A 10,959-nucleotide genomic window follows, 5' to 3' on the forward strand; every position below is an offset into this window, starting at 1 on the left:
GAACGCCAGGTAGGTGGCCGAACAGCCGATCCTTAACCAGCCTTTTACCCGAGCGGGTGGAGGTGCGGCGATTGGGCCCACGGACCCGGTTCTGGCACGATCACAGGCGTGTTCCCCTCGATGCCGAACGACGACCCCTGGGACGCTGAAGCCTCCCAGCAGGTCGCGCGCATGAACCCGGGCCGGGCCAAGGCCGGGTTCAGCGCCGTCCCGGAGGACGAGGAGGAGAAACCCCCCTCGTCGGAGGAGCTCGAGGACGACGAGGAGTTCGAGGAGATCCCGGTCGTCCCGGTCCGGCCCAAGCTGTCGGCCGCGATCGGGGGCTTCGCCGCGCTGCTCGCCGTGGCGCTGATCGCGGGCAGTCACCTCACCGGCCCCGGCGCCCGGACGCCGTACGCGATCGTGCTCTTCGGGGTGCAGTTGCTCGGTCTGCTCGCCTGGACCATGGCGTTGCAACCGCCGGCCGCGGCCGCGACCGCCGCGGTGGTCGCGGTGACCGCGCTGATCGCCGACTACCTGGCGGTGACCGGCGAGCCGGGTGAACTGCTGCCGCTGCTGTGGGTGACCCTCGGCGGCTTCGCGGCGACGATGGTGGCGCAGGTGATCCGCGCCGGCGACCGGCAGCGTGCCAAGGACACCTGGCGCACCACTCTGATCATCGTGTGCGGCGCTACGGCGTACGCCATCCTGATCGTCCTGACCCGGGAGCCGATCGGATCGCAGACGATCCTGGTCTGCTGCACCGGCGCCGGGGTGGCCCTGCTCGTCGCCCGGCTCACCGACGCGGTCTTCCCGAAACCGCGGATCGCCCTGCAGGTGCCGCGAGGCGCTACCGGCATCGTGCTCGGCGCCATGCTCGGCACCCTGGCCTCGGCCGTGCTCGGCAGCTATCTGGTGTTCCCGTTCACCCCCGCCAAGGGCGCGGTGCTGGGCCTGGTCGCCGCGGTGGCCGCGCATCTGATCGACCTGGCGGTGAACTTCGGCGAGGCGGGCCGCCGGCTGGCCGGGGAGGCGCCGACCTTCTGGCTGGCCCGGCACATGCAGGGCCCGCTGGGCGGGTTCGCGCTCACCGCGTTCGCGGCGTACACGCTGGCACACTGGTACCTCACCTGACCCACCGGTTTCACTGGCCCCTGGACCCGGGCATGTACGTTTCCAGGGCAGTCGGGCGTCAAGGGGAGAAACAGTGGCCGAGGTGTACGGATCGGAGCGTCCCCGCCGTCGCCGGGGTCGCCGGCTTCTCATCGTGGTTCTGGTGCTGCTGGTCCTGCTCGGGGCCGGGCTCGCCGTGCTGGATCGGTTCAGCAACTCGTACGCGGAGAACATCCTGGCCGACAAGGTGGCCGAGGAGGTCGCCGCCCGCAGCGCCTCCAGCAGTCCGCCCGTGGTGACCATCGCCGGCGTCCCGTTCCTCACCCAGGTCCTCGCCGGGAAGTACGAGGAGATCCGGATCGAGCTGCCCGACTTCCGGGCGACCGCGCTGTCCGGCGAGACCGTCCGGATGGATCTGCTGGACATCCGCGCGCAGAACGTGCAGGCCCCGCTCGACGCGCTGCGCACCGGCCAGGGCGAGGTGCGGGCCGGGTCGGTCACCGGCGTCGGGACGATCGACTACGCGCTGCTGGCCGAGGCGACCGGTCAGGAGGGGCTGAAGCTCGCCGAGAAGGACGGGAAGGTGGTCGGCTCCGCGGTGGTGCCGCTGACGCGGACCCAGCAGGTATCGGTCTCCGCCGTCATCGATCTGAAGGTGGTCGGCGGCAAGATTCGGGTGCGTTTCTCCGACGTCACGGCCACGGACCTGCCGGACACCCCGATCGACGAGAGCCGCCTGACGTCTCTGCTGGAACGCGACCTCCCCGACATTCAGGTGCCGGATCTGCCGATGAACCTGCAGCTCAAGACGCTGCAGCCGCTGCCGGAGGGCCTGCGGGTGGCGTTCGGGGCGACCGATGTGTCGCTCGCGGCGGCGGGTGTCTGACCTCACTCGATCCCGGATCGTGGTCGGCACTGTTCCGTAGCGTGAGCACGCTGGTAGGGTCGCCCACATGAGTCTGTTGCTCACCAAACGGCGCGCGGTCGACCTGTGCCGCGTGGCCGCGTGCCTGTGTCGTCCCGTCATCTGACGGGGCCACGCGAGGCTGAGCACCTCTCTTCTAGCTAGCCCAGGGCATCTCTAAGCCCGGCAGTGGCGCCGTCGCACAGCAAGCCCGTGATCCCACCTACCCCTGGGTCCGCGCGGAGTGCGACGACACATCCGTGCGCTGACTCTCCCATCACCCATCTCCAAGGGAGTGAATCGATGAGTCGCGACACCGCACTCGTCTCGGCCGAGTGGGCCGAGCAGAACCTGGAAACCCCGGGCCTCGTCTTCGTCGAGGTCGACGAGGACACCACCGCCTACGACGGCGGCCACATCCCCGGCGCCATCAAGATCGACTGGAAGCAGGACCTGCAGGACCCGGTTCGGCGAGACTTCGTCAACAAGGAGCAGTTCTCCGCCCTGCTGTCCGAGCGCGGCATCTCCAACGACGACACCGTGATCCTGTACGGCGGGAACAACAACTGGTTCGCGGCGTACGCGTACTGGTACTTCAAGCTGTACGGCCACGAGCAGGTCCGGCTGCTCGACGGTGGCCGCAAGAAGTGGGAGCTGGACGCCCGGCCGTACACCAAGGACATCCCGGTCCGCACCAAGACGGTCTACAACGCCAAGGAGCCGAACCTCGAGATCCGGGCCTTCCGTGACGAGGTCGTGCAGGCCATCGGCGTGAAGAACCTGGTCGACGTGCGCAGCCCCGACGAGTTCGCGGGCCGCCTGCTCGCCCCGGCGCACCTGCCGCAGGAGCAGTCGCAGCGGGCCGGCCACATCCCGACCGCGATCAGCGTGCCGTGGAGCAAGGCCGCCAACGAGGACGGCACCTTCAAGTCCGACGAGGAGCTCGCCAAGATCTACGGCGAGGCCGGCCTCGACGGCAGCAAGGACACCATCGCGTACTGCCGCATCGGCGAGCGTTCCTCGCACACCTGGTTCGTGCTCAAGGAGCTGCTCGGCCAGGAGAACGTGAAGAACTACGACGGTTCCTGGACCGAGTACGGCTCCCTCATCGGTGTGCCGATCGCCCTCGGCGACGAGCCCGGAAAGGCCTGATCACATGACTTCTCCGACTGCCAACGTCGCGGCCGGCTGTGCCGCCCCTGACCAGTCCGCGCCCCTCCCCAGCAGCGTGGACCTGGCCAAGGAGACGGTGATCACCGGTCTCGTCCGCAACGCCGAGGGCGAGGCCGTCGGCGGCGCCTACGTGCGGCTGCTGGACGGCTCCGGCGAGTTCACCGCCGAGGTCGTCTCCTCGCCCGAGGGTGTGTTCCGCTTCTTCGCGGCGCCGGGCTCGTGGACCGTGCGGGCGCTCAGCCGGCACGGCAACGGCGAGCTGGCCGTCGACGTCACGCGTGGCGTCAACGAGATCGCGCTGACCGTGGCGAACGCCTGACCCACGCTCTGTTGAAAAGGCGGGACCCTTGCCGGGGTCCCGCCTTTCGCGTTACGTCCGGCGGGTTGCCGGTGCTGTCTCAGCGTCGCTGAGACAGCACCGGCAACCCGCCGGACCGGGTTTCAGACGCCGGTGGTGACCACCTCGGCGTGCGGCGGGATCTCCGGGCGCCGGCGGGACAGCCGCCGCACGGCGGTGTTCAGGACGGCGATCAACGGTACGGCCACCAGCGCGCCGATGATGCCGGCCAGCACCACACCGCACGCGATCCCGATGATCACCGCGAGCGGGTGCACCGACACCGCCCGCCCCATGATCAGCGGCTGGAGGACGTGGCCCTCGATCTGCTGGACCAGGATGACCGCGCCCAACGTGATCAGGGCGACCACCCAGCCCTCGTCGACCAGCGCCACCAGCACCGCGACCACCCCGGACACACTGGCGCCCACGATCGGCACGAACGCGCCCAGGAAGACCAGAGCGGCCAGCGGGAACGCGAACTCCACCTCCAGCACCACCAGCGCCATGCCGATGCCGACCGCGTCGATGAAGGCGACCAGCACGGTGGCCCGCACGTAGGCGCCCAGGGTGGTCCAGGAGGCGTCCCCGGCGTCGGCGAGCGACCAGCGCGCGTTCACCGGGAAGAGCCGGACGATGAACCGCCAGATGGCCCGCCCGTCACGCAGAAAGAAGAACGTCGCGAAGATGACCAGCAGCAGGCCGGTGACCAGCTCCGCGAGGGTGGCCACGGTGGCGATGCCGGTGGAGGTCAGTGACGTGGTGTTCGAGTTGATCCACTTCTGGCCGGCGTCGATCGCCTCGTCCACCTGAGCGTCCGAGAGGTGCAGCGGGCCGGTCCGCAGCCACTGCTGGATCTGCCGGACGCCGGCGCTCGCGTTCTCGGTCAGTTTCGGCACGCCCGCGACGAATTCGTTGACCACCAACGTCAGCGTGCCGGCGAGCAGGCCGATGCCGCCGACCAGCACCAGGAAGGTGGCCAGCGAACGGGGCAGCCGCAGCCGCAGCAGCCAGCCGACGGCCGGGCCGAACAACGCCGACAGCAGCAGGGCGATGGCCAGCGGCACCACCACGATGCTGACCATGCCGACCAGCCTCAGCAGCGCCCAGCCGATCACGCCGACCACGATCAGCCGCCAGCTCCAGGCCGCGGCGATCCGCAACGGCTGCGGGACGTCCGCGTCGTCCCGGCTGGCCGTCGAACCGTGCACGATCTCCGGGTCGGGCGGGACGGGGACGAACTCGTTCTCGTACCGCTCCGGCTCCGGCGCCGGGCGCTCGGCCCGCATCTGCCGCACCGACTCCCGGCCCGAGTCGTAGGCCTTCTTCAGGTTGTCCCTGACCCGCTGAAAGCGGTTCAACCGCCTAACCCCCTCGACCTGTACGAACGATGACCATCACGCTAGTACCCGAATGCCCGGATCGGCTTCCCCGTGAACGTGGCTGATCCGTGGCGGCGTACCGTCTGCAACGTGAGTGCCGACACCCGTACCGAGACCGGACTGCCGATCCGGATGCTTCACGACCGTGTCCTCGTCCGTCAGGACGGTGGCGACGGCGAGCGCCGCTCCACCGCCGGCATCGTCATCCCCGCCACCGCCTCGATGGGACGGCGCCTGTCCTGGGCGACCGCGGTCGGGGTGGGCCCCAACGTGCGTTCGATCGTGGTCGGCGACCGCGTCCTGTTCGACCCCGACGACCGCTCCGAGGTGGAGCTGCACGGCCGGGGCTATGTGCTGCTGCGCGAACGGGACGTGCACGCGGTCGCGGCCACCCGGGTCGAATCCGACGGGACCGGCCTTTACCTCTGAGGCGGCAGCGGATGCCGCACGACCGGCGCTGACGGATCGGCCGGCGGCGGAGCGAACGGTGGCGGACCGGCGTAACCCGGTGGCGGCGACGCGTAACCCACCGGCATCGTGGGCAGAACGATCGGGACCGGCATGACCGGCTCCGGCGGCGGCGCCACGGTCCGCACCACCCCGTCCGGGAAGGTGATCCGGTAATGCCGCCCGTCCCACCAGGACGGGGGTGTCTGCGGGTCCCGCCCGGCGAAGGCCGACCGGTGGCCGCTGATCGCGATCAGCAGATCCCGTTCCTCCTGGACCGCCCGATCCATCTCCACCGGGGTCCGCGGCAGGCCACGAGTCAGCCCGTCCCGGAGCAGGGCCAGTTTGGTCGCGGCGAACTGGAAGTCACGCATGCCCCGCCGCCCGATCGGGCCGGCCACCCGGCGGGCCCACTCCCGGGCGGCGTGCCGGCGGCCCAGCGTGCCGAGCGCGGCGACCTCGGACGGGGCGAACCAGCCGGCCTCGGCGTACGGGTACAGCACCCGCTCGGCCAGACGGCCCTCCCAGCTGCGCCAGGCGATCGCGAAACCGACGACGGTGAAGAAGAGCGGGACCATGAAGCCGAGATAGCCGTACAACATGATCAGGGTCTCGCCGGTGGCCACGGACAGCGTCGGCAGCAGGTTGAAGATGCCGTGCAGGATCATCGCCAGGACCAGCCCGGCGATCGGGGCGAGCCGCCGGACCGTGCGGTCGCCGGAGCGCGCCGCGATGCCCAGCCCGATCCCGGCCATCGAGGTGAAGAGCGGGTGCGCGAAGCCGGTGAAGAGGATCCGAACGATGAAGATCAGGAACACGTTCTGCAGGCCGGTCGCCGGGCCGTAGTCGGCGGCGCCCTTGGCGTAGCCGTGGCCGCCCAGATAGAGCACGTTCTCCACCATGGCGAAGCCGAGCGCGGAGAGCCCGCAGTAGACGATGCCGTCGGTGATGCCGGACCACTCCTTGCGCCGGCGCCAGAACAGCAGCAGCGGGCCGAGGAATTTCATCGACTCCTCGATCAGCGGCGCCACCAGCACCGCCACCAGTGCGTCCGGCAGGCCGATCTTGTCGAAGAGCCACGCTGACCCGCTGTTGACGATCAGCGCCACCGCGGTCGCCACCGCGGCGCCCCAGGCGAAGCAGTAGATCAGATATTTGGCCGGCTCCGGCTCATAGCGGTCGAGCCAGACGAAGGCGCTGGCCAGCAACGGCACCGGCAGGATCGCCGCGGTCAGGCCGATCGCCAGACCGGCCGGGCCGATGTTGTAACCGAAGAAGATCAGCATGCCGATGGCCGCGAGCGCGATCAGCGTGATCGCCCCGCCGATCTCCACCCAGCGCCACCATCCGGCGCGGCCGGGCGCGGGCAGGGTCGGCGGAGGCGGGGTCGGCGGCGCCGAGACCGGGCTGAAGGCTGCTGGTTCGTCGGCCATGTCCGCCAGCGTAGTCACCCGGCTCCCGGCCGACATGCCCCACATCGATCATGTGGACCGGCCCGGCCTCCGGCGTGCCCCGCGCGGGCGGGTGCTCCAGCCGATCGCGTCGCGGACCTGGCGAGTGGCCTCGGCGTATTCCACGCCGGTGGCGCGCAGCAGGTCGGCCACCGCGGTCCGGGTCTGGGCCACCACCACGCCGCCGGAATATCCGACGCCCTCCTGGTAGGCACGGCCCGATTCGGCGACCGCCCGCAGCGCCCGCTCCCGAGCGGCGACCGGTTCGATGCCCCGGTCCCACTCCTGCCGCAGCAACTCCACCGCGTCGCCGAGGTGCCGTACCGACTCGGGCAGCACCGCCGGGATCGGCTCGTGGTCGTCGAGTGCGGTCTGTGCCCGGCGCAGCAGCACCCGGACGTTGCGCAGCGCGTAGGTGAGCTGTGGCGCGCCGTCGACGTACTGGGCCAGGGCGCCGCGGGCCCGCCATCGGGCCGGGGCGAACGCCACGTTCTCGCCGGCCGCCTCGATCGCCGCGCTGAACGCCGCGAACGTGCCCTCCGCGGCCCGCAACCGCTCCAGCGCCCCGTGGATCACCTCCGGTTCGGCGGCGGCCAGCCCGCGGGCGGCATCGTGCAGGCCGTCGGTGAAGGCCCGCAACGCCGGATCGGCGGCCCGGCGGACCACGGTCAGCGGGTTCAGCGGCAGCAGGACGGTCATCACCACCAGGGCGATCCCGCCGCCGACCAGCGCGTCCAGGAACCTGGTCCACACCGGCCCGTTCGCGGTGGTCAGGGTGGCGACCAGGACGGCCGAGGAGGCGGACTGCACGATCAGCGCCGCCCCGCCACCGGCCGCGGTCGCCAGCAGTACCGCGAGCAGCACGATCACGCCGATCTGCACCGGCCCGTTGCCGATCAGCAGAATGATCCCGTCGCCCAGGCCGATCCCGGCGGCGACACCGATCACCAGTTCGGAGGTGCGCCGTAGCCGCTGTCCCACCGACGAGCCGAGCGCGATCACGGCGGCGATCGGCGCGAAGAACGGCATCGGGCGGCCGAACAGGTCGTGCGCCACGTACCAGGCGAGACCGGCGGCCAGGCCGGCCTGGATCGCGAGCATCAGCCCGGCCCTGGCACGGGAGAGGACCACGGTCATGATCACAACCTACGTGCCAGGATGCCTACGTGACATCATTGCCCGAGGCCTTCCGCTCCGCCGCGCGTGGCGCCGGCGCCACCGCGAGCGACGACGACCTGGACGCGGCCGCCCGACACCTGCTCGGCTGCTGGACCGAGCCGCAACGCCACTACCACGACGTGAGCCACCTCGAGTCGGTGCTCGACGTCGTCGATCGCTTCGCTCACCTGGCACCCCACCCCGATCGGGTACGCCTGGCGGCCTGGCTGCACGACGCCGTGTACGACCCGCGCGCCCTGGGTGACGCGAACGAGCGGGACAGCGCCGAGTTTGCCGCCGGCCTGCTGGTCAGCCTGGGCGCCCCGGACGAGGCCGCCGCCGAGGTGGCCCGCCTGGTCAGCCTGACCGCCGGGCACGCCACCGAGGACGACGATCCGGACGGTGAGCTGCTCTGCGACGCGGACCTGTCGATCCTCGCCGCCGACCCGGAGCGGTACGCCGCCTACACCGCGGCGATCCGCCGGGAGTACGCGCACGTCCCCGACGACGCCTTCCGCGGCGGCCGTTCCCGGGTCCTCACCGAACTGCTGAAACTCCCGTCGATCTACCGCCTGGAGCCGATCCGCGAGCAGTGGGAGGACCGGGCCCGCGCGAACCTGGAAGCCGAGTTGGCGGAGCTGGCCTAGACGCTGTGTGGTGGCTCCCACGGGGTCCACCACACAGCGCCTAACGCCCGCGAGTGCCGCCCCGGCGCCGAGAGGAGGCGATCTGCCGCTCCCGGATCGGCGCCACGCTGACGATGATCCACACGAGTCCGGCCAGGCCCAGCACGCTGGGGAACGCGATGGCCAGCGCCCGCGGCGCGTCGCCGAGCGTCAGGCCCAGCACACCCAGGGCCAGCACGCCGATCAGGACGAGCACCCGCCACCCGACGTGCGGGGCCAGACGCAGCGCCCAGTGCGGGCGGAACCTGCTCATTCGGGTACGCCCGCCCGTCTGACCAGGTGTTTCGGGCGGCGCAGGCCGGCCGCCCGGAGCCGCACGGTCAGCTCCCGGGACGGCAGCAGGGTGGCGCCCAGCCACAGCGCGGTGCGGAACCGGAACTCCGGGATGTCGTAGTGGTCCCGGTCGAAGGCCCGCCGCGGAGCCCCGAGCATCTCGGCGAAGGCGTGCAGCTCGTCGAACGACACGTCGCTGACCAGGTGCGACCAGAGGCAGCCCCGGCCCGGCCAGAGCGGCTCGTCGACGAGGATCACAGGTCGATCTCGAGCAGCGGCTCCCGCCGGTCGGCGGCCAGTCCGCGCACGTCCGGCGCGCCGATCCGGGCGGCGTCGGCGGTCGCGTCGTCCGGCATGGTCTGCGACTGCCGTTCCGCGGTGACCCGGGCCAGGTAGTGCTCGACCTCCTTGCGCCGGACGGTGGCGTCCCAGCCGAGCACCTCCCCCATGATCTCGGCGGCGTGCTCGGCGGACTCGGCGCCGCGGTGCGCGGTCTCGATCGAGATGCGGGTGCGCCGGGTCAGCACGTCGTCCAGGTGCAGGGCGCCTTCGGCGAGGGCCGCGTACGCCACCTCGGCGGTGAGGTACTCCGGGGCGCCGGCGAGCGGCTGGGCCAGCTCCGGCTGGGCGGCCATCATCGCGAGCAGGTGGACGGTGAGGGTCCCGTACCGCTCCAGGAGGTGCTCGACCACGCCCGCCGTGACGCCGTGCCGCCGGGCCAGATCCTGCCGGTCCCGCCAGGCCGCGGCGAAGCCGTCGGCACCGAGCAGCGGCAACTCGTCGGTGCGCGACGGGCGGGCCGCGCCGCCGAGCCGCCACACCGCCCGGTCCACCACGTCGGCGGCCATCACCCGGTACGTCGTGTACTTGCCGCCGGCCACCAGCAGCAGGCCGAGCATCGGCTCGACCACCGCGTGCTCGCGGGACAGTTTCGAGGTGGAGTCGGCCTCGCCGGAGAGCAGCGGGCGCAGCCCGGCGTAGACGCCCTCGATGTCGTCGGTGGTCAGCGGCCGGTCCAGCACCGCGTTGACCTGGTCCAGCAGGTAGCGGATGTCGCGGGCGGACGCGGCCGGATGGGACCGGTCGAGCTGCCAGTCGGTGTCGGTGGTGCCGATGATCCAGTGGCCGCCCCACGGGATCACGAACAACACGCTGGTGGCGGTCCGCAGGATCAGCCCGGCCTCTCCGGTGATCGCTGAGCGGGGCACCACCAGGTGCACCCCCTTGGACGCGCGGACCCGCAGGCCGGGACGTACTCCGACGTCGCTGAGCATCCGCGACATGTCGTCGCTCCACACCCCGGTGGCGGCGACGACCGTACGCGCGCGCACCTCGAAGGGCTCCGCGTCGGGCGTCTCCAGGTCGCGCACCTGGACCCCGACCACCTGCCGGGCCTCGCGCACGAAGCCGGTGACGCGCGCGCTGGTCACCACGGCCGCGCCCAGGCTGGCCGCGGTCCGGGCCAGGTTGACCACCAGACGGGCGTCGTCGACCTGGCCGTCGAAATAGCGGATCGCGCCGGCCACCCGGTCGGCGCGCAGGCTCGGGAACAGGTGCCGGGCGCCGTCGCGGGTCAGGTGCCGGTGCAGCGGCATGCCCCGGCCGGCGCCGAAGATCCCGGCGAACGCGTCGTAGGCGGCCACACCGAGCCCGTAGTAGCCACGCTGCCAGGCCCGTTTGGGCAGGCCGGCGCTGGGCAGCGGGACCAGGATCGGGACCGGGCGGACCAGGTGCGGGGCGAGGCGGGTGGCGAGCAGCCCACGCTCGGTCAGCGCCTCGTGCACCAGGTGCAGCTCGAGCTGCTCCAGGTAGCGCAGGCCGCCGTGGATCAGCTTGCTGGACCGGCTGGACGTGCCGGCGGCCAGGTCGCGGGCCTCGACCAGGGCGACCTTGAGGCCCCGGGAGGCGGCGTCGACGGCGGCGCCGGCGCCGGTCACGCCGCCACCGATCACCAGGACGTCGAACTGCTCGTCACGCAGCCGCCGCAGATCAGCGGTGCGTCGGATCGGGGACAGACGGCCGGCGGAGTACCGGGAGACCGAGGGATCACGCACCC

13 protein-coding genes are annotated in these 10,959 nt (G+C 71.8%); 7 read left to right on the forward strand and 6 right to left on the reverse strand.

Annotated features, from left to right (window positions below; genetic code table 11):
• Positions 1–108: 108 nt before the first annotated feature.
• The 5 genes from Aut01nite_RS11895 to Aut01nite_RS11910 all read left to right on the forward strand — a co-directional run bounded on the left by Aut01nite_RS11895 (position 109) and on the right by Aut01nite_RS11910 (position 3,488).
• A complete protein-coding gene (locus tag Aut01nite_RS11895) occupies positions 109–1,113 on the forward strand; it encodes a hypothetical protein (protein ID WP_236643182.1) in 1,005 nt (334 codons plus the stop codon).
• Positions 1,114–1,186: 73 nt separating this feature from the next.
• Complete coding sequence (locus Aut01nite_RS11900) at positions 1,187–1,978, forward strand: LmeA family phospholipid-binding protein (protein ID WP_043533165.1); 792 nt, start codon at positions 1,187–1,189, stop codon at positions 1,976–1,978.
• A gap of 67 nt (positions 1,979–2,045) precedes the next feature.
• Positions 2,046–2,123 carry an Ms5788A family Cys-rich leader peptide gene (locus Aut01nite_RS44780; RefSeq protein ID WP_311772860.1) on the forward strand — a complete coding sequence of 26 codons (78 nt, stop codon included), beginning with the start codon at positions 2,046–2,048 and terminating at the stop codon, positions 2,121–2,123.
• A gap of 176 nt (positions 2,124–2,299) precedes the next feature.
• Positions 2,300–3,148 carry a sulfurtransferase gene (locus tag Aut01nite_RS11905; protein WP_043533164.1) on the forward strand — a complete coding sequence of 283 codons (849 nt, stop codon included), beginning with the start codon at positions 2,300–2,302 and terminating at the stop codon, positions 3,146–3,148.
• Between the two features lie 4 nt (positions 3,149–3,152).
• Positions 3,153–3,488 (forward strand): DUF1416 domain-containing protein, encoded by a 336-nt coding sequence (locus Aut01nite_RS11910; RefSeq protein ID WP_043533163.1) that lies wholly within the window; start codon positions 3,153–3,155, stop codon positions 3,486–3,488.
• A 122-nt stretch (positions 3,489–3,610) separates the two neighbouring features.
• Here the strand turns inward: Aut01nite_RS11910 and Aut01nite_RS11915 are convergent, their stop codons facing one another.
• On the reverse strand, positions 3,611–4,867 hold the full coding sequence (locus Aut01nite_RS11915; protein ID WP_043533162.1) for an AI-2E family transporter: 1,257 nt from the start codon (positions 4,865–4,867) through the stop codon (positions 3,611–3,613).
• 153 nt (positions 4,868–5,020) lie between these two features.
• Between Aut01nite_RS11915 and Aut01nite_RS11920 the strand changes: the two genes are divergently transcribed.
• Positions 5,021–5,317 (forward strand): GroES family chaperonin, encoded by a 297-nt coding sequence (locus tag Aut01nite_RS11920; RefSeq protein WP_173476762.1) that lies wholly within the window; start codon positions 5,021–5,023, stop codon positions 5,315–5,317.
• Here the strand turns inward: Aut01nite_RS11920 and Aut01nite_RS11925 are convergent.
• Positions 5,308–6,768 (reverse strand): PrsW family intramembrane metalloprotease, encoded by a 1,461-nt coding sequence (locus Aut01nite_RS11925; RefSeq protein WP_236643181.1) that lies wholly within the window; start codon positions 6,766–6,768, stop codon positions 5,308–5,310. The genes Aut01nite_RS11920 and Aut01nite_RS11925 overlap by 10 nt on opposite strands.
• A 48-nt stretch (positions 6,769–6,816) precedes the next feature.
• On the reverse strand, positions 6,817–7,923 hold the full coding sequence (locus tag Aut01nite_RS11930; RefSeq protein WP_043533547.1) for an FUSC family protein: 1,107 nt from the start codon (positions 7,921–7,923) through the stop codon (positions 6,817–6,819).
• Positions 7,924–7,952: 29 nt separating this feature from the next.
• Between Aut01nite_RS11930 and Aut01nite_RS11935 the strand changes: the two genes are divergently transcribed.
• Positions 7,953–8,591: an HD domain-containing protein gene (locus Aut01nite_RS11935; RefSeq protein WP_043533160.1), complete on the forward strand. Its 639-nt coding sequence runs from the start codon at positions 7,953–7,955 to the stop codon at positions 8,589–8,591.
• A gap of 40 nt (positions 8,592–8,631) precedes the next feature.
• Here the strand turns inward: Aut01nite_RS11935 and Aut01nite_RS11940 are convergent, their stop codons facing one another.
• The 3 genes from Aut01nite_RS11940 to Aut01nite_RS11950 are packed head-to-tail and all read right to left on the reverse strand — an operon-like array spanning position 8,632 to position 10,957.
• On the reverse strand, positions 8,632–8,883 hold the full coding sequence (locus Aut01nite_RS11940) for a hypothetical protein (RefSeq protein WP_043533159.1): 252 nt from the start codon (positions 8,881–8,883) through the stop codon (positions 8,632–8,634).
• Complete coding sequence (locus Aut01nite_RS11945; RefSeq protein ID WP_043533158.1) at positions 8,880–9,161, reverse strand: DUF4031 domain-containing protein; 282 nt, start codon at positions 9,159–9,161, stop codon at positions 8,880–8,882. Before Aut01nite_RS11945 ends, Aut01nite_RS11940 begins: the two co-directional genes overlap by 4 nt.
• Positions 9,158–10,957 carry a glycerol-3-phosphate dehydrogenase/oxidase gene (locus Aut01nite_RS11950; RefSeq protein WP_043533157.1) on the reverse strand — a complete coding sequence of 600 codons (1,800 nt, stop codon included), beginning with the start codon at positions 10,955–10,957 and terminating at the stop codon, positions 9,158–9,160. Before Aut01nite_RS11950 ends, Aut01nite_RS11945 begins: the two co-directional genes overlap by 4 nt.
• Between the last annotated feature and the right edge of the window lie 2 nt (positions 10,958–10,959).

Source organism: Actinoplanes utahensis, assembly GCF_016862455.1.
GTDB lineage: Bacteria > Actinomycetota > Actinomycetes > Mycobacteriales > Micromonosporaceae > Actinoplanes > Actinoplanes utahensis.